Source organism: Aeromonas sp. CA23 (assembly GCF_002587065.1).
Taxonomy (GTDB): domain Bacteria; phylum Pseudomonadota; class Gammaproteobacteria; order Enterobacterales; family Aeromonadaceae; genus Aeromonas; species Aeromonas bestiarum.
In genome coordinates this window covers 1,439,965-1,457,141 of the sequence record NZ_CP023818.1, presented here as the reverse complement: position 1 = coordinate 1,457,141, position 17,177 = coordinate 1,439,965, and the positions used below count along the sequence as shown (strand labels likewise).

The 17,177-nt window shown below is 59.2% G+C and carries 17 protein-coding genes; 10 read left to right on the top strand and 7 right to left on the bottom strand.

The genetic code is table 11. From position 1 onward, the window contains the following. The first annotated feature begins 258 nt into the window (after window positions 1-258). Both CK910_RS06790 and CK910_RS06785 read left to right on the top strand, forming a co-directional pair. Window positions 259-579: a hypothetical protein gene (locus tag CK910_RS06790; protein WP_157774601.1), complete on the top strand. Its 321-nt coding sequence runs from the start codon at window positions 259-261 to the stop codon at window positions 577-579. 572 nt (window positions 580-1,151) lie between these two features. Further along, window positions 1,152-1,910 (top strand): substrate-binding periplasmic protein, encoded by a 759-nt coding sequence (locus CK910_RS06785; protein WP_098981754.1) that lies wholly within the window; start codon window positions 1,152-1,154, stop codon window positions 1,908-1,910. A gap of 75 nt (window positions 1,911-1,985) precedes the next feature. Here CK910_RS06785 and CK910_RS24495 read toward each other — a convergent pair whose 3' ends face one another. Beyond that, the gene (locus CK910_RS24495) at window positions 1,986-2,108 is read right to left on the bottom strand and encodes a hypothetical protein (RefSeq protein ID WP_098981751.1); all 123 of its coding nucleotides are present in this window, start codon (window positions 2,106-2,108) and stop codon (window positions 1,986-1,988) included. 453 nt (window positions 2,109-2,561) lie between these two features. Here CK910_RS24495 and CK910_RS06775 point away from each other — a divergent pair, with 453 nt between their 5' ends. From CK910_RS06775 to CK910_RS06760, 4 genes are all read left to right on the top strand, one after another. After that, entirely contained in the window at window positions 2,562-3,440 is an 879-nt protein-coding gene (locus CK910_RS06775; protein ID WP_043556073.1) for a cation diffusion facilitator family transporter, read from the top strand. A gap of 170 nt (window positions 3,441-3,610) precedes the next feature. Beyond that, complete coding sequence (locus CK910_RS06770) at window positions 3,611-3,895, top strand: DUF3811 domain-containing protein (RefSeq protein WP_011899186.1); 285 nt, start codon at window positions 3,611-3,613, stop codon at window positions 3,893-3,895. Between the two features lie 492 nt (window positions 3,896-4,387). Continuing rightward, window positions 4,388-4,600: a transcription antiterminator/RNA stability regulator CspE gene (gene cspE, locus CK910_RS06765; protein ID WP_005316548.1), complete on the top strand. Its 213-nt coding sequence runs from the start codon at window positions 4,388-4,390 to the stop codon at window positions 4,598-4,600. A 404-nt stretch (window positions 4,601-5,004) separates the two neighbouring features. Next, window positions 5,005-6,951 carry a ligand-gated channel protein gene (locus CK910_RS06760; protein ID WP_098981749.1) on the top strand — a complete coding sequence of 649 codons (1,947 nt, stop codon included), beginning with the start codon at window positions 5,005-5,007 and terminating at the stop codon, window positions 6,949-6,951. A gap of 30 nt (window positions 6,952-6,981) precedes the next feature. Here CK910_RS06760 and CK910_RS06755 read toward each other — a convergent pair whose 3' ends face one another. From CK910_RS06755 to CK910_RS06745, 3 genes are all read right to left on the bottom strand, one after another. Further along, on the bottom strand, window positions 6,982-8,397 hold the full coding sequence (locus tag CK910_RS06755) for a transporter substrate-binding domain-containing diguanylate cyclase (RefSeq protein WP_098981746.1): 1,416 nt from the start codon (window positions 8,395-8,397) through the stop codon (window positions 6,982-6,984). Window positions 8,398-8,571: 174 nt separating this feature from the next. Further along, a complete protein-coding gene (locus tag CK910_RS06750; protein ID WP_043556095.1) occupies window positions 8,572-9,957 on the bottom strand; it encodes an ATP-binding protein in 1,386 nt (461 codons plus the stop codon). 10 nt (window positions 9,958-9,967) lie between these two features. Then, window positions 9,968-10,690, bottom strand: coding sequence for a response regulator (locus CK910_RS06745; RefSeq protein WP_042873218.1), 723 nt, complete (start codon window positions 10,688-10,690; stop codon window positions 9,968-9,970). A 192-nt stretch (window positions 10,691-10,882) separates the two neighbouring features. On the opposite strand from CK910_RS06745, the gene CK910_RS23645 reads away from it, so the two are divergent. From CK910_RS23645 to CK910_RS06730, 4 genes are all read left to right on the top strand, one after another. Next, window positions 10,883-11,059 (top strand): hypothetical protein, encoded by a 177-nt coding sequence (locus CK910_RS23645; RefSeq protein WP_157774600.1) that lies wholly within the window; start codon window positions 10,883-10,885, stop codon window positions 11,057-11,059. Between the two features lie 90 nt (window positions 11,060-11,149). After that, window positions 11,150-11,476, top strand: coding sequence for a hypothetical protein (locus CK910_RS06740; protein ID WP_080741176.1), 327 nt, complete (start codon window positions 11,150-11,152; stop codon window positions 11,474-11,476). A 360-nt stretch (window positions 11,477-11,836) separates the two neighbouring features. Next, window positions 11,837-12,187, top strand: a complete 351-nt coding sequence (locus CK910_RS06735; protein WP_043141431.1) for a hypothetical protein — start codon at window positions 11,837-11,839, stop codon at window positions 12,185-12,187. 223 nt (window positions 12,188-12,410) lie between these two features. Next, window positions 12,411-14,405 carry a methyl-accepting chemotaxis protein gene (locus tag CK910_RS06730; protein WP_098981741.1) on the top strand — a complete coding sequence of 665 codons (1,995 nt, stop codon included), beginning with the start codon at window positions 12,411-12,413 and terminating at the stop codon, window positions 14,403-14,405. 62 nt (window positions 14,406-14,467) lie between these two features. Here CK910_RS06730 and CK910_RS06725 read toward each other — a convergent pair whose 3' ends face one another. The 3 genes from CK910_RS06725 to CK910_RS06715 all read right to left on the bottom strand — a co-directional run bounded on the left by CK910_RS06725 (window position 14,468) and on the right by CK910_RS06715 (window position 17,171). Next, window positions 14,468-14,887: a hypothetical protein gene (locus CK910_RS06725; RefSeq protein ID WP_043141437.1), complete on the bottom strand. Its 420-nt coding sequence runs from the start codon at window positions 14,885-14,887 to the stop codon at window positions 14,468-14,470. 156 nt (window positions 14,888-15,043) lie between these two features. After that, complete coding sequence (locus tag CK910_RS06720) at window positions 15,044-16,045, bottom strand: sensor domain-containing diguanylate cyclase (RefSeq protein ID WP_098981738.1); 1,002 nt, start codon at window positions 16,043-16,045, stop codon at window positions 15,044-15,046. A gap of 202 nt (window positions 16,046-16,247) precedes the next feature. Continuing rightward, window positions 16,248-17,171: a helix-turn-helix transcriptional regulator gene (locus CK910_RS06715; RefSeq protein ID WP_253852831.1), complete on the bottom strand. Its 924-nt coding sequence runs from the start codon at window positions 17,169-17,171 to the stop codon at window positions 16,248-16,250. Between the last annotated feature and the right edge of the window lie 6 nt (window positions 17,172-17,177).

Sequence of the window (17,177 nt, the reverse complement as noted above, 5' to 3'; positions counted from 1 at the left end):
GCAATTGTGCTACTACCCAAAACCGATTGGGCCTCATCATAACGGGATGAGACCCGCTACGTCGGTTCATAGTCGGGCTGTTCGGCACACCCCTTGATCCAGCCGAGGCACATCGTGGATGGGGGGCCCCACGCAACAACTTTAGGCAATACCTCCAATTGCTTGAGAAGCCTGTATCATCTAAGCTTCTGAGGCTTATCCATTGATTTAATATGCGATGAATAAATGCCCCAGCATCGTACACAGAACTCTATACATATGAAGCAAACCACCATCAATCACGCGTATTTCTATAGCTATGAAAACATGCTCGTGCGATTCAAACGGGCTAAAAGCGAAGACACTCTCGATACCATGTACCGAGGTGCAGTGAATAAAGCCAATACCAACCTACAAGGCAACGAACTATTCCAGGCACAAATCGCTATCGAGAGAGCACTGGACAAGTGCCAACAGGATTTTGACACTTCTCAGCACGGCATGGCTAGGAAAGCAAACCACGCATTGAAGCAAGCCCAGTCCTGCAAGCAATACAGCCCCGAAGACGAAATGAGACGGCTCCTTGCTGATCTGGGCTAAGAGAATCCGGCTAAAGATTGATGCGACCATGATCAGGCCAGTGGCTTGTTTATAACTTCTGAAGCAATGTCTTAAAGAGATGATGATTAACCTTGAGGCAAAAATCGTACCGCAAAGAATTGAAACCAAGGTGGGTTGTTGTTTTACACCTCTACTTTTGTTTAGAGATACTGATACAGTTCATTTGTCAACACTTCGTTACTTTGGCCAAAAAGTGTAAGAAAAGAGTCTCTAAAATGTCCAAAACTCCATTTTTTATTACTTTTTTGCATTTTTTGTCAAAATACGCGTCTCACACGCAAAGCACAGCACTACCTAATACATTGAATTTATGGAGAAATAGGCATGATGAACTCACTCACCTACTCGCTGGATGTGAAGTTTTTACAAGTACAACCATTCTGATCGGCAACGCATTGCCAGAAGGCCCTGTTCATTCAGGGCCTTTTTTTGTCCGTTATTGACGCAGGCTCGCCATGCAGTACTGTTCCTGCGCGGACTTGCCGGGTATTTTCTCCGCATGAGATGCCTTGGGCTTATGATCAGGGCGACCAGTTTGCCAGAGAGAACACATGGGGTTTTTGTATCGCATACTACTGCACGCCGTTTGTCTGACCGCCACCCTGGCGGCGCCCTTGCTCGCGGCAGCCGAGCCGCTGCGGGTGGGCGTCAGCTTCGCCATCCCCCCTTATGTGATAGAGGAAGAGGGCCGCGGGATCGAGCTCGATCTGCTGCGAGAGGCCTTTCGCAACAGCGGCTATGAGCCCAGTTTTGAATATCTGCCGCTGGAACGTACCTTCCGGATGCTGGAGTCCGGCAAGCTGGATGCCATCATCAACGCCAAACCCGGCATGCTGGGCGATGTCTTCCTGTCACAGCCGGTGATCGCCTTCCACAACCGGGTATTCACCCTCAGCAAGACCCATATCAGCACCCTGGATGACATGAAAACGCTGCGAGTCAGCGCCTTCCAGCGGGCACGTCAGGTGCTGGGAGGCGCCTTCGCCAGCATGGCCGATCAGAATCCCCGTTATGAGGAGGTCGCCAAGCAGCAGGGGCAGGTTCACAGATTGATGCTGGGACGGGTGGATGCCGTGGTTCTGGAACAGCGGGTGTTTTACTACTATCTGGCGCAACTGGCCGACAGCAAGTATGGCGCCGAGCTCTACGCTCCCGGCCGGGTCAGACAATATGACCTGTTTGCCCCGACCCAGTATCACTTTGCCTTTCGCCAAGCGGTACAACAGCGCTGGTTTGATCGCCAGTTGAACGCCATGCGGGCCGATGGCCGGTATCAGAAGATCTTCGAGACGTATGGCGCCACGCCTTGAGCCAGAAACATAAAAGCCAGCCTGTGACAGGCTGGCTTGATACTGGCTCCGGAGGAACTACAGCGTGGAGGAGCGTTACTTGATCGCGCTGCCGTTTTTCAGATCTGCTTTCTGACGTTTGGCTTCGCGCTTCTCTTTCAGTGACAACTGCGGCTTTTTCTTGGCATCTTTGCCGTTGTGATGTTCTTTGTTACTCATCATCAAACTCCAAAAATGTTACCCAGACAGTTGGAACCCAGGTTCCAGCATGCCATCCGAATCGTAGACTTCAGTACGCTTTCAGTGACGACCTGTTGATCGCACTCACTTCAGCATACCCCCAATCTTGCGCAAGAATCCACCCTCATCAGTCAGGCTTCATTCTGGGCCGGGTTTCGGCGATCTCGAGGCGCGGATAGCGAGGGCATGAACGGCCGAGAAACCTGAATATTCCTTATAAAATCTGGCCCCCTCGACGTATTTAATTACCAACTGAAATAAATCACCAAAAGCAGAAGACAACTATTAATTAAATGAGAAGAGATAATTTAGATAAGCATTCTCACTCTCGCCAGAAACAAAACGTTACAACCTGCCGCAGCCGTTTTATTTTCAAGCTGATATTATCCAACTCTATTTGCGAAAATATTATATCGAGAATAAGGATATCCCATGACCAGAAAAACCAGAGCGGCCTTGGTCTCGGTTTGCTCCAATATCACACTGATTATCATGAAGATATTTGCCGGGATCCTGAGTGGTTCCGTCAGTATTATTTCCGAAGCCATCCACTCGGCAATGGACCTGGTTGCAGCCCTCATCGCCCTGTTTGCGGTACGTCGGTCGGATATTCCACCCGATCAACGCCACCCCTATGGCCATGACAAGATCGAAAACGTCTCCGGCGTCATAGAGGCCCTGCTGATCTTGCTGGCCGCGGGCTGGATCATCTTCGAAGCCATCGGCAAGTTGATCACACCAACGCCGATCGAAAGCGTAGGCTTTGGCGTGCTGGTCATGCTGATCTCGGCACTGGTCAACAGCGGTGTCTCCACCTATCTCTACCGGGTAGCGAAAGAAGAGGAATCTGTCGCTCTGGCTGCCGATGCCCTGCACCTCAAGGCCGACGTACTGACCTCTCTCGGAGTCGCAGTCGGCCTGCTCGGTATCTGGATCGCCGACGGGCTGGGCTACAACCTCTATCTGCTCGACCCCATAGTGGCCATCTGCGTGGCGATCTTCATTCTCCGGGAAGCCATCACCATGCTTAACCAGGCCTTTCAGCCCCTGCTGGATCACAGCATGAACGAGGAGGAGCTGGCCATCACTACTCAGGTGATCGAGCAGTGCTGCCCCGAGCATGGGGGTTTTCACGCCCTGCGTAGCCGTCAGGCCGGACGCCGTCGTCACATCGATTTCCACCTGACCCTGCCCAAGGAGATGAGCATAGAGCACTCCCATGCCATCTGTGATCGGATAGAGCAGGGCATAATGCGCCACCTGCCCCATGCCATAGTGCTGATCCATGTCGAACCGAGCGGCCACGGTTGAGAGATAGTCGATGCAAACCGGAAAATGCGAGAAATCTGTAGTGAACTGGCAGATAAATAACGGAAAAAAGCGTGGAACCCGCACTTTTATGGCCATAGAGCGCATTGCGTAAGAAATAGTCGGCGAAAATGTGTTAGGGTATCCCATCCCCCAGCCGCCAGGAGCGCGCCGTGAAAAAGTTGGAAATGAAAGACCTCACCGAGGCCGAAAAGGCCGAGATAACCCTGTTGCTCCAAAAAGCCCAGGCCAATGCTGACCATCAGCTGACCAACGCAGAACGTAACAGGATCCGTGAGGAAGGCCGGCTTAAAATCGTGGCAGATCGTGCAGAGGCGGCCAAGGTGGCCTCCAAACTGGCTCGGGAGAAGGCCAAAGAGCGGGCCAGAAATCAGGTCTTGCCAGAAACCTTCAGCTGGATCGACTCCGTCAGCAACAAGTTTCGCAGCAAGCGCTGAGTTGGCGCTGTGTTGATAAGCGCCCACCCACACCAGACCGGTGTGGGTGGGCGTTTGCCGTTAAGGCCCTGCGGCAACCAAGGAAGAGCTCTTCTATACCACTCTTGATCAGGAACGCCTCTACGCCAGTCAGAAAACAGTCCCCAAAAGCTCAGCGCCAATCATAGCAGGCGTCAGCGCTCAATCTCGCCAGTGAACGGCGTGGCTCATGTGACAATATGAAGTTGGTAGCACCTCGATAACCAGAAATTAATATTGAGATAAAGTTTGCTTTAACGAAGAGAGCATGTTTTAATCTCTCTCGATGGTTCGGTAGTTCAGACCTGATTATGTTAGGCAGTCATTTTAGTAAAGCAGTGATTAGTATAAGAGTTATCTACGATAGTTCTTATTAAATAATTCTCCTTCTTTAGTGCTCCCCATACGTATTGCTGACGAAAAATCATAGATTGCCAAATTTTGGCACTTAAAACACTATTCTAGGAAATTATTATGTCTAACAAAATGACTGGTACCGTTAAGTTCTTCAACGCTGAGAAAGGTTTTGGCTTCATCTCCCCGGCTGACGGCAGCAAAGACGTGTTCGTACACTTCTCCGCTATCCAGTCCACCAGCTTCAAAACCCTGGACGAAGGTCAGCGCGTTGAGTTCACCATCGAGCAAGGCCAGAAAGGCCCGGCTGCTGCCAACGTAGTTGGTCTGTAATTCAAGCAAGAAAGCCTTCACGCTCGCTAACGCCTGCTGAGAAGACCTTCTGCAAGAATTAAAAAACCCGCCAAGGCGGGTTTTTTGTTGCCTGCGATTCAGCATTTTCCCTCCCCCCAGACTCTTTTTCCCTCTGTTTAGCCATTCTGCCCCACCCCTTTTCTTCCGGTATCCCTCCTGCATCTCCTTGTTGACGCTAGCATGACAGCACAACCTTAATGAGATTAATTATCGTTTACACATCATTCCATGATCATTACAATGCCTGCCGACAAACGGGAGGATTATCCAATTGAACCTGCCCGGTCCGGGTTTCACGCGGGATGCGGTGAAACCACCCCATAGATTCACCCAAAGGATGAATGCATCTTCTTACTAAAAGAGTTCAGGCCAACATGATAAAAATGCACCGCAACAAGCTGACCACGCTCATTCTCGCCGCCCTCGCCTCTCACGCCTATGCCGCCGAACAGGAGGTCATGGTCGTGACCGCCTCCGGCTTCCAGCAGAAGATCGAGGATACCGCCGCCTCCATCTCGGTGGTGACTCGCGAGCAATTGGAAAAACGCGCCTATCGCGACGTGACCGATGCCCTGAAAGACGTACCGGGCGTGGTGATCACCGGGGGTGGCAGCAGCAGTGACATCAGCATTCGTGGCATGGGCTCCAAATACACACTGATGCTGGTGGATGGCAAGCGGGTCGACAGCCGTGGCACTCGCCCCAACAGCGATGGCCCTGGCATAGAGCAGGGCTGGTTGCCACCGTTGCAAGCCATCGAACGGATCGAGGTGGTACGCGGCCCCATGTCCTCCCGCTACGGCTCGGACGCCATGGGTGGCGTCATCAACGTCATCACCCGCAAGACCGCCAGCATGACAGCCTGGCAGGGGTCGCTGCATGCCGACTCCACCTTCCAGGAGAACAAGGACTCCGGCGACATCTTCCAGACCAACGCCTATACCGCCGGTGCCCTGGTGGATGGACTGCTGGGGATGCGCCTGAACGGCCAGCTATCCCATCGCGGTGAGGATCAGTTCCAGAACGGGTTCGCCGAGCAGGAGATGCGCAGCGGTACAGCCGTGTTCAGCCTGACCCCGGACGAGCACAACCGTTTCGACTTCGAGGCCAGCCGCGGCCTGCAGGATCGTGATCGCACACCGGGTGAATCCCTGTCGGCCAAGTCCAAACCCAGCCTGAGCACTTACGAGCGCACCAACTACGCCATCACCCACGACGGCCGCTATGACTTTGGTTCCTCCACCAGCTATCTGCAGCGGGAAGAGAACACCAACCCCGGCCGCCAGATGAAGCTGATCAACACCATAGCCGATACCCATACCCAGTTTGAGCTGGGGGATCACTACCTGAGCGTGGGTGGCCAGTACCGCTACGAGGATCTGCAGGATCAGGGCAACCAGCTCAATGTGGCCAACCGCGCCAATCAGCTGACCCGCTGGAGCTGGGCCATGTTCGTGGAAGACGAGTGGGCACTGACCGACACCTTCGCCCTGACCGGCGGCGTGCGCATGGACAGGGATCAGAACTACGGCACCCACTGGAGCCCGCGTCTGTACGGGGTCTGGCATCCGGCCGAGTTCTGGACCTTGAAAGGGGGCGTCTCCACCGGCTACCGTTCACCGGATCTGCGCATGTCGGCCGCCAACTGGGGCCAGGCCACGGGGGGCGGCACCCAGGACGGCATGCTGGTCGGCAGCCCGGAACTCAAGCCGGAAACCAGCGTGAGCCAGGAAATCGCCCTGCTGTGGGATGGTCAGGAAGGGCTGAGCACGGGGCTGACCCTGTTCAACACCGACTTCGAGGACAAGATCTCCGAGATCCGCCGTTGCACCAGCAAGAGCGACCCCTCCTGCACCCTGAACGGTCACACCTATGACTTCATCAGCGACCGCATCAACGTCGACAAGGCGAACATGCGCGGGGTGGAAGGGACTGCCAACTGGACCATCAATGAAGATTGGTCGCTGGCCTCCAGCTACACCTTCACCCAGTCCGAGCAGAAGAGCGGCCCGATGGAAGGCAAGGCACTGAACCAGATGCCGCGCCACATGTTCAACACCACGGTCGACTGGCAGACCACAGAAGAGGTCAGCCTCTGGTCCAGGGTCAACTTCCGCAGCAAGACCTCCGATTACCTGAGCCGGGTCAAGATGGCAGAGGGCACGCCTTCTTACACCTTCTTCGACACGGGTCTGGTCTACAAGGCCAACAAGAACCTGAACGTGACCGCCGGCATCTACAACCTGTTCGACAAGACGGTGGATTACACCAGCTTCGGCACAGTGCTGGACGGTCGTCGCTACAACCTGGGGATGACCTACAACTTCTGATGATGAGCCGCCGCCCCCAGGGGCGGCGGCCTACTCTTCTGCCGCATTCTCCTTCTCCTCGGCATAACAGGCCGCTTGCCAGGTATTGCGTCCCAGCGACTTGGCGCCATACATCAACCTGTCCGCCTGCAACAACACCCGTCTGCCATCGGCTCTGACGCCATCCGGCACCCAGACGGCCCCGGTACTGATGGATAGCCCCAGCTCACCGGCACTGGTCTGCAACTTGTGCAGACTCACTTCCCGACCTATCCGGCTGGCCCAACCTTGCAGCGAAGCCATATCCGCCATCGGCAGGCTGATACAGAACTCCTCCCCCCCGATACGGGCAAACAGCGCCCCGTCCGGCAACACCAGCCGCACCCGTTCGACCAGCGCCGAGAGCACCTCGTCACCGACCCCGTGACCGAAGTGATCGTTGATCCCCTTGAAGCGATCTATGTCGAACAACAGCAGGGCCGAGGCCTGTCCGCTGGCCAGCCGCTGCTCAAACTCGGGCAGAAAGGCGCGCCGGTTCAGGATCCCCGTCATGGAATCTGTACCGGCGAGGCGCTCAAGCCGCGCATTGGCCTGGATCAGCTCGGCGGTGCGGCCCGCCACCGCCCGTCGCAGTTGCACTATGTAGACCAGCAGCACCATGCCTCCCAACGCCAGCAACCAGGGCCAGAGGTGGAGTGGATAGACTGTCTCGATATGCATCCACTTGCGGATGATCCGCTCCCGATCCGCCACACCCAGGCGGGAAAACCCCAGCTCCAGCTCCTGCAACAGGGCCTGATTGCCCTTGGCGACCGCAAAGCGTATCTCGTCGCTGTAGAGGTGGCGTACCGGGATGAAGCGGCTGGGATCCGCCGAGGTGTAGATATAGAAGTTCGCCACCTGCAGATCGGCGATGAAGGCGTCCAGTTCACCGCTGAAGGCGGCGCGCAGCATGGCATCGTTGTCACTGAAGGTTTGCAGGTGGGTGGTGGGGAAGTGCTTGCGGGCGTAATACTCCTCATACCCTCCCGCCACCACACCCACACTCTCGTGCTGCAGGTAGTAGTTCACATCCGTGCCGCGCAGGGAGTTGGCAAAGAACAGCTGGGAATCGAGACGGGAGAGCCCCTGGCCATAGTCATAGAGCGGATTGCGCTCCGGTGACCAGAGCAGGCCGCCATGGACATCGGCCTCACCGGTACGCACCAGATCCAGCGAGGTCTGCCAGTCCACCAGTTTGAACTGGATCGGGCGACCGGTGACACGGCCATACTCGCGCCAGAGATCGATCAGCAGGCCATCCGGCTGCCCCTCCTCATTGATGTAGGAGAAGGGCTGCCAGGCCTTGGAGTTGGTCACGATCAAGGGTTTGGGGGCTGGCGTTGCCCAGGCGGGCAGCCACAGCAGACAGAGCAGGAGGCAGCATCCGCTGCGCACCCGCCATCCAGAACCAGAAGAGACCGCCATTCCTGCACCAACCTTGCTATTGGCCGTCTATGCGGCCATTGATTATCGCCACCTTCAGCATAGAAGAACAAGCATGACCGAGTATGAAATTGGCGTGATTTCAGTCAGATAACAGCAAGATAAACATGAGGAGGGCGCCTCGTCTGCGCCCTCCCCAGACAGATGTCACTATGCTCACAGCGGCAGGCTGATCCTGGCCTCCAGCCCGCCCTGCGCGCGGTTGTGCAGGGTCAGCTCGCCACCGTGCTGGTGCACCAGGGTGCGGGCGATGGAGAGCCCCAGCCCCACGCTGCCGGATTCGGTGTTGCGGGCCTCATCGAGCCGCACGAACGGCTTGAACACATCCTCCAGCCGCGCCGGATCTATGCCGGGCCCCTCGTCGCAGACCCGGATCAGCAGCTCGCTGTCGGTACGCTCCAGCGATACCTCGGCGCTGCCGGCGTACTTGATGGCGTTGCCGATGAGGTTTTGCAGCACCCGCCGCAGGGTGTTGGCGCGGCAGGCGTAGACCTGCTTGCCCTCGACCATGCAGGTGACAGGCTGGCCGGTGTCGGCGTAGTCATCGCAGAGGCTCTCCAGCAGGCTGACCAGATCCAGCTCCCGGGTCGCCTCCTGCTGCCCCTCCTCCCGGGCGAAGCTCAGGGTGGCCGCCAACATCTGCTCCATCTGTTGCAGGGTCTGCTGGATCCGCTCCTTGTCCTCCCCCTCGTCCAGAAACTCGGTGCGCAGCCGCAAACTGGTGATGGGGGTGCGCAGGTCGTGGGAGATGGCCGCGAGCATCCGGGTTCTGTCCTGCACGAAGCGATCGAGGCGGGTGTGCATGCGGTTGAACGCCTGGATCGACTCGCGGATCTCGGTCGGCCCCACCTCCCGCAGCGGCTCTATGTCTTCGCCTCGCCCCAGCCGATCCGCATTGGCGGCCAGCTGCTTGAGCGGCTGGGTGGCCCGCCGGAACAGCCAGATCATCAGGCCTATCACCAGACTCGCCACCAGCATCAGGTTGAAGGTGGTCTGCCAGGACCAGCTCGCCGACTCCTTGTCCACCAGGGAGCTGAACTGCAACCAGCCACCGCGCGGCAACTGGATGGAGCCATAAAGCCGCATATCCTGTGGCGGTGGCATCCCCTTGCGGTCCTTCATCATGCGGGTGTGGTGCTGCCAGGCGCGGCTGCGCTGGGCGTCCTGCTTCAGCTCGGCGCTGATCTCCACCATCAGCGACGGCGGATAACCGAGCCGGGAACGCACCTGCTGCTCGAAGCGGGGACTGCGGTTGTCCGGTTGCAGCGGCTCGTCGGCGAGGCGCAGCAGCAGGGTTTCGCTGCGGCTCGCCTTGAGGATCTCGTCATAGAGCGAAGGCGGGGAGAGGGCCAGCAACCGCGCCACAGATACGATGCGCTGCATGGCGTTGCGGCTGTTGACATAGCCCAGCGCCTCCTCCCGATCCGAGCGGTAGATCTGGATGCTGAGCAGCTGGATCAGCACCAGCCCGGCCAGCGCCACCAGTATGATCTGGCCGGTCAGCCCCTTGGGCCACAGTCGGGAACAGAGTCGCTTGATCATGACCACGGCGTCACACCTGGGTCACGTCGGCGGCGAACAGATAACCGCCGCCCCAGATGGTCTTGATGAGCTCGGGATTCTTGGGATCCCGCTCCAGCTTGCGCCGCAACCGGCTCACCAGGGTATCTATGGCCCGATCGAAGGCCACAGCCTCGCGGCCCCGGGCCAGATCCAGCAGTTGATCCCGGCTCAGCACCCGCTGGGGGCGCTCCAGAAACACCCGCAGCAGGTCGAATTCGGCTGTGGAGAGGCTCAGTCCTACCCCTTCCTCATCCACCAGTTCGCGACGATTGATGTCGAGCAGCCAGCGATCGAAACGCAGATCCCGGGTCAGGGTCTCGGGGGCGGGTTGCGGCTCGACCTGGGTGCGGCGCATCACCGCCTTGATGCGGGCCAGCAGCTCGCGCGGATTGAACGGCTTGGCAAGATAGTCATCGGCGCCCATCTCCAGCCCTATGATGCGGTCCGTCTCCTCCCCCATGGCGGTGAGCATTATGATGGGCAGGCTGGATTTGGCCCTCAGCTCGCGGCACAGGGTCAGGCCATCCTCCCCCGGCATCATCAGATCCAGCACCAGCAGATCGAACTCCCGCTCCTCCAGCAGCCGCTTCATCTCCTTGCCATCCCGGGCACAGCTGACCCGCAGGCCATGCTGCTCCAGAAAGCGTTTCAGCAGATCGCGGATCTCGCCGTGATCGTCGACGACCAGAATGTGGGTGCTGCTTTGGTTCATGAGGCCTCTCCTGTTAGAGCTGGCACGAGTATACGAAAATCTGTCGGACGGTTTGTGTCAAAGTGTGCCAGATCAGCAAGATGCCACACTCTGCTACAAAAAAGCGGTCACTCGGCAAAGTTGAGACACAAGGCGAGGGTTTACTTGGGGCACACCAACTCGCCCATATTTGCTCATTGCAGGAGACAGGCCATGCTCGCCCTTACCACGCCCTTCATGCTGGCTTATGCCGCCAGCGAGGCCCTTGCCAGAGCGGCGGCCAAGCCGCATCAGCCCGCACAGGCCAGCAACCTGACGCAAGCTTCCCCCCTGGATGACGATGAGGCCGGCCTCTGCCCGCCCGGCGAGACACACTTCCCTTCCCCATGATGCCAGGCAGCACCCGATTGTTCGGGCGGCGCCTGGCACCATGACACACAACGCCGGCATCCTTCGGCGAGCCATACCAAGGAGACAATGATGATGAAAAAGACCCTGACCCTGTTCGCACTGGCCGGACTGGCCCAGATCGGCATGGCACAAGCAGCCATTCCGGCCGACGTCAGCGCCGCCCCCGGCCTGCTGTTCGTCAACTGGCACGATGACGCCAGCAGCAGCAACGCCAACCCGACCCTGATGATCCGCAATGCCTCCGGCGACGTGCTCAAGCGGGTGCCCGCCGAGTTGAAAGGGATGCAGCAGGTACGACTGCCGATGAGAGCCCAGGGCAATCTCACCCTCAGCCTGGACGGTGAGAGCGACAGCTATCGCATGCCTTACAGCGTTGGCAGCGGCCGCCAGCGCTGAGCCGAGCCATTCACCCTGTGGTTTTCTCACGATAACCATGTTGCCTGACCGGTGACATGAAATACCCCGCCAGAGACGCTGTCCGGCGGGGTATTTCATTTTCCGCCCCTGAGAACGCTATTCCGGCCCCTGGCTGGCGCATATTTTGCCAGGCGGATTGGCGCTGGCTTTTCAGGGTGACAGGCCTATCCTCGAACACTGTGACAGACCCGGTTTTCGTTAACCCACAGCACAGCCTCACAGTGTCACACTCTGCTACAAAATAGGCTTCAACTGGCAAAGTTCAGACACCAGTCTGGTGTTTACTTAGGGTCAAGGCGAGCAAGCCGAACCCGAACTCAATCCGCGAGGAGATAAACCATGAAAACCCTGACCAAAACCCTGCTGACCGCCACCCTGATCCTTGGCCTGCCGCTCGGCGCCTATGCCGCCAGCGAAGCCGTCGCCACCACCCAGGCCGGCATGATGACCGACTGCCCCATGGACGGCAGCGGCATGATGGGCGGCAAACACCACGGTAGCCGCCATGACAAGATGGCCCGCATGCAGAACATGACCCCGGAGCAGATCCAGACCAACCTGCAACAGCGCTACGACAAGATCGAAGACCCGGCCAAGAAGGCCGAGTTCGTGAAGAACCTGACGCTGCGTGCCGACGGCATGACCAAGCACGCCGAGGCGATGAAGCAGTTCGCCGAAGCGCACCAGTAAACTCGTCTCGACCTGCAAAAGGGTGGCCTAGGCCACCCTTTTTCGTTTCCCCCTCCCGCTCGGCCGCTCGCCCTCTGCGATCCCCCGGCCACCCCTCATTTCCCTTCGCCTCTGCTCCGGGTTCTGTGAGCGATAACAAACGTTTTATGTTCGAAATAGCTAATAATGGCGACTCAAATAACAAGGCCATGCAAGACAGTGCCAACAATAGACAGGAGTCGTTATGGGGTGGAGTCTGGGAACAATCAAGGGACGATATACAGCCGTCTTCGTGGGATTCATGGCGCTGGTGTGTGCCCTGACGGTGATCGGCATCCAGATCTGGATCAAGCCGGCGCTGCAGAGGGCCGGTGAGCAGAATGTAGCGCTGCGGGTCAGCGAGATAGCGACCGACATCCGCGATCAGCTCAACGGGGTGCAGAGCCAGTCTCGCAGCATCACCCAGCTGGTCGCCCAGCTGCCGAGCGAGCAGATCGATGCCCTGCTGCCGGCGCTGATCGATCAATACGGCAATGCCATGGTCTTCGGTGGCGGCATCTGGCCACTGCCGGATCAGCGGGAAGCGGGCCGAGCCAAGTTCAGCACCTTCTACCACAGGGATGCGGCCAACAAGCTGATCCCCAACACCTACTGGAACTCGGCCGAGGCCCCCAACTACTTCGAACAGCCGTGGCACAAGGCTGGCCAGCAGGCGCCGCAGGGCATGTGCGTCTGGGCCGCCGCCTACAAGGATGGCGCCAGTCAGCAGCCGAGAACCAACTGCGCCATGGGGATCTACCGCAATGGCGCCCTGTTCGGGGTATCGACCATAGATGTGACCCTGGGCTTCTTCAACGATCTGGTGGCCAGGAAGGAGCAGGAGATCGGTGGTCAGGTGATGATCGTCGAGGCTGACGGCAAGATCCTGAGCCGAAATGCCCGCCTGAGCGGTGACGTTGTGCTCGGCAACCTCTCCGCCCACACCGATTACCCCTTCGCCGGCGCCATCGCCAGCCTGCTCGGCCAGAGCCAGGGCAAGGGGCTGCTGCGTACCAGCTTCCAGGATCAGGGAGAAGAGCAGACCCTGCTGCTGCAAGCCATAGAGGGGACCCCCTGGTTGCTGGCCACGGCCCTGCCGACCAGTACCCTGACCCAGGACAGCCAGGACGTGCTCACCACCTTGGCCGCGATCCAGCTGCCCCTGGTGGGACTGCTGTTCGTGCTGATGCTGCTGGCCATCACCCAGCTCGGTAGCCGGCTGCAGACCCTCAAGCAGAATATCGACGCCCTCTCTGCCGGCGATGCGGACCTGACCGCCCGCATCCAGGTGAAGGGCCACGACGAGCTGGATCATATCGCCCTGTCGGTGAACCGCTTCATCGCCTATCTGCAGCAGATGATGGTGCAGGTGACAGACGCCACCGACCTCATCACCCGCGAACTGGCACAGCTCGATCAACAGACGGGTCAGGCGCGGCGGATCCTGAGCGAGCACGCCGCCGAGACGGATCAGGTGGTCACGGCCCTCACCGAGCTCAGCTCCACCGCCGACAGCGTGGCACAACATGCCAGCGACTCGGCGAGCTTCACCGAGACCGCCAATGGTCAGGCCGCCAACTCCCGCAAGGTGGTGGGATCGGCCTCCGCCAGCGTGGTGGCGCTGATCGACGAGGTGGATCTCGCCGCCGCCAAGGTGCTGGAGATGCAGGAAGATGCCAAGCAGATCGGCAGCGTGCTCGGGGTGATAGGTGGCATAGCCGCCCAGACCAACCTGCTGGCGCTCAATGCCGCCATAGAGGCGGCGCGAGCCGGTGAGCAAGGCCGTGGTTTCGCCGTGGTGGCGGACGAGGTGCGCGCCCTGGCGGCCCGCACCCAGAACAGCACGGCCGAGGTGGGCAGCATGCTGTCGCGCCTCACTCAGGGGGTGGCCGAAGCCGTGGTCGCCATGGAGCAGACCAAGCACAGTTGCCAGGCGGCGGCAGATACCACGGGCCAGGTGACGGGAGGGCTCGACAACATGGCCGATTCTGTGGTGCAGATCCACGATCTCAGCAGCCAGATCGCCACCGCCGCCGAGGAGCAGAGCCGGGTAACCGAGGAGATCAACCGCAACATGGTGAGCATTCGCGACATGCTCAACCTGCTGGTGGAGAATGGCCGCAACACGGAGCAGAGCGCGGAGTCACTGCTCAGCTCCAATCGCCAGCTGCTGGCCCTGGTGCGCCGCTTCAAGGTGTAATGAGGAATGCCAGCCAGCAAAAAGGGGCCCGAGGGCCCCTTTTTCATGCACGTCGTTCAGACTCAGGCCTTGGCTTTGTCGGCCAGGTTCAGGGTCTTGACGGTTTCGCCTTCGAACTTGATGACGACGCTCTTCTGAGCGGCTTCGGCATCCTTGAACAGGGTCTTGGAGGTCTCTGCCAGCATGGGAGATACCTTGTTCAGGGCGCTCAGGTCATAGGTCCACACTTCCAGACCGGCTTCGGTCTTGGTGCTGGCCGGGGCGCCCAGCTTGTCCTTGATGGCCTGCTTGTTGGAGCCGCCTTCCTTGATATCCAGTGCCTTCTTGATCGCTTCGTTGGAGGCGCTGTCCATGGCGGTACCGGCCATCTCTTTGGCACTGCTGGTGACGCTGCTGGTCACTGTATCGGTCAGGGAATCCATCAGGCCGGCGTGGGCGAACAGGGGCAGTGCAGTCAGGGCAATCAGGATGCGCTTTTTCATCGATTCATGTCTCGTGGGGGATTAAAGAGCGCGCATCAGACCAGTGCCCTCAGGCGGAGTCAAGGCAATCGATCGGTCAATACGCATTCGGGGGGGAAAAGAGAAAAATCCGACGGCCGGCAGGCCGGGGGCAACCCTATGGCCCCCTGGATCCGACTATTCGCAGATCTGGTTCTTGCCCGCCAGCTTGGCCTGATAGAGCGCCCTATCCACCCGCACCATCAGCTGGCTCATGGGCTCGTCCGGCAGGTATTCGGCCAGCCCGAAACTCATGGTGATGTCGAGCTGTTCGCAGACCCGCGACCGCACCAGCAGCTCTCGCAGCTTGTCGGCAACCAGCTTGGCATCCGTGCACCCTGTGCTGGGCAGCACCACCATGAACTCGTCGCCACCCCAGCGCGCTATGAGGTCAATTTCGCGAATGTGAGTCCGCACCAGTGCCACTATGTTGATCAGGGTCTGATCCCCGGCACTGTGGCCATGGTTGTCATTGATCTGCTTGAAGTCATCCACATCCATGGCGATCACGGAGAAGGACTGATGAAAGCGCCTGGAGCGCTCGCACTCCTGCTTGATGACCCGCTCCAGCCGATAGCGGCTGGCGGCCCCGGTCAGGGCATCCGTCTCCGCCAGCTGGCGGTTCTCCTCCGCCTTCTGCTGCAACACCCCGTTGAGCCGCACCAGCTCGGCGGTACGTTCGGCGATCTGCTGCTCCAGCGACTGGTTGCGCGATTCCAGCTGTTCATACAAGAGCTTCTGGGCATGGATATTGCGATGGGCGCCTATCATGCGGGCCACAGAGCCATCCGGATTGCGGGCTATGACGCGGCCACAATCCTCAATCCAGATGAAGAGGCCCTCCCGGCTGCGGCAACGATACTCGACCCGATAGTCGGCGGCCGTGCCGCTCAGATAGGCATCGAAGCAGGCCATCACTCGATCAATGTCATCCGGGTGGATCACGCTCTCCCAGGTGAAGACGGTGTTGCCAAGGGAGTGGGGCTCGTAGCCCAGCATCTGATACCAGCCGGGATTGCGATAGACGAAACCCGTGTTGGCGTTCCAGTCCCAGATCCCGTCGCTGACCACTTCCAGAATGCCGTGCACCACGGCTTCGCTGACGTCCGAGATCCTGATCGTGTCACTGTCTTGCAGCATAGAGACCATCCTTGCCCTCTAGCCCCGCCGAGGCGGGGGATTCAAACCTGATTAGTGGAAAACGACAACGAAGAGACGACAACCATGAAGCGCAACCCAATATCCGCCTGCCGGCGCACGATCCACCTCTGGTTAACAGGGTTATCGGCCGCTATCGGGTTCGTATGAACAACAACAGTAGCAACCAGTGTGGCTCAGGATCTCACCCTTGTCCGGTTTTAAATCCGGGATGATGCAGGCTGCGATAATGGCTGGGAGCCAGGCCATGCTGGCGTTTGAAGGCGGTGGAGAAGTGGTACTCGTTCTTGAAGCCGCACAGCTGGGCCAGCTGCTTCACCGGCTCGCCGCGACTGGCCAGCAACAGCGCCGCCCGTTGCAACCGCAGCCGTTGCAGCAAGGCCATGGGAGCCAGCGCGAAGTGCTGCTGGCAGAGGCGATAGAGCTGGCGCTGCGAGAGGTGCAGGGCGTCGGCCATCCGCCCTATGTCCCAGCACTCGGCCAGCGACTCTTTCAGCATCAGCTCGAGACGCAGCGCCAGCCGCTCGCCGCGACTCTGCCCCTCCCCCTTTTGCAGCAGGCGGCGCAGATAAAAGCCGAGCTGTTCTACCAGCAGCGCACTGAGCAGCGGGTCCTGGTGGCGCTCCTGCTCCGCATAGAGGTTCTCCAGGGTGTGCAGCAAGCTGGCCTGCTGGGAGGTACAACCCAGCCTGGGGTGGCTGGCGAAGGCATCCCAGGGGGAGCCCTTGTGCAGCAGCAGCCATACCAGATCCCAGTCGCCGCCCGGCGTTGACGACCATCTGTCCGGCAACTGCGGCTCAGGCAATTGATAGCAGAGCGGTTCCCCCGCCGGGATCAGGGCCCACTCCCCAATCTTGAGTCGCTCGAGACGATCGCCGATCAGCACCTCCCCCTCGCCCCCCAGAGTGAGCAGAAAACAGTGCACGTCCGCCAGGCGGCGCTCGATCCGGTAGTGGCTGCGCAGGCGGGAATGGCCAGCCAGCCATACCCGCTCTTGGGCAAGGGCGGGCAACAGGCTGTCACAGCAGATCTGTTCGCGGCAGTCAGGGGAGACTTCAATGACTTCAGGATTGGCAGTTTCAGACATCATCAGGACGGGCTCAGCCATGTCGAA

Coding starts and splice junctions, on each gene's coding strand:
- CK910_RS06745 (WP_042873218.1), bottom strand. CDS start 10,690: ATGAACCAAAGCAGCACCCACATTCTGGTCGTCGACGATCACGGCGAG.
- CK910_RS06740 (WP_080741176.1), top strand. CDS start 11,150: ATGATGAAAAAGACCCTGACCCTGTTCGCACTGGCCGGACTGGCCCAG.
- CK910_RS06730 (WP_098981741.1), top strand. CDS start 12,411: ATGGGGTGGAGTCTGGGAACAATCAAGGGACGATATACAGCCGTCTTC.
- CK910_RS06760 (WP_098981749.1), top strand. CDS start 5,005: ATGCACCGCAACAAGCTGACCACGCTCATTCTCGCCGCCCTCGCCTCT.
- CK910_RS23645 (WP_157774600.1), top strand. CDS start 10,883: ATGCTCGCCCTTACCACGCCCTTCATGCTGGCTTATGCCGCCAGCGAG.
- CK910_RS06755 (WP_098981746.1), bottom strand. CDS start 8,397: ATGGCGGTCTCTTCTGGTTCTGGATGGCGGGTGCGCAGCGGATGCTGC.
- CK910_RS24495 (WP_098981751.1), bottom strand. CDS start 2,108: ATGAGTAACAAAGAACATCACAACGGCAAAGATGCCAAGAAAAAGCCG.
- CK910_RS06785 (WP_098981754.1), top strand. CDS start 1,152: ATGGGGTTTTTGTATCGCATACTACTGCACGCCGTTTGTCTGACCGCC.
- CK910_RS06715 (WP_253852831.1), bottom strand. CDS start 17,171: ATGGCTGAGCCCGTCCTGATGATGTCTGAAACTGCCAATCCTGAAGTC.
- CK910_RS06750 (WP_043556095.1), bottom strand. CDS start 9,957: ATGATCAAGCGACTCTGTTCCCGACTGTGGCCCAAGGGGCTGACCGGC.
- cspE (WP_005316548.1), top strand. CDS start 4,388: ATGTCTAACAAAATGACTGGTACCGTTAAGTTCTTCAACGCTGAGAAA.
- CK910_RS06720 (WP_098981738.1), bottom strand. CDS start 16,045: ATGCTGCAAGACAGTGACACGATCAGGATCTCGGACGTCAGCGAAGCC.
- CK910_RS06735 (WP_043141431.1), top strand. CDS start 11,837: ATGAAAACCCTGACCAAAACCCTGCTGACCGCCACCCTGATCCTTGGC.
- CK910_RS06725 (WP_043141437.1), bottom strand. CDS start 14,887: ATGAAAAAGCGCATCCTGATTGCCCTGACTGCACTGCCCCTGTTCGCC.
- CK910_RS06790 (WP_157774601.1), top strand. CDS start 259: ATGAAGCAAACCACCATCAATCACGCGTATTTCTATAGCTATGAAAAC.
- CK910_RS06775 (WP_043556073.1), top strand. CDS start 2,562: ATGACCAGAAAAACCAGAGCGGCCTTGGTCTCGGTTTGCTCCAATATC.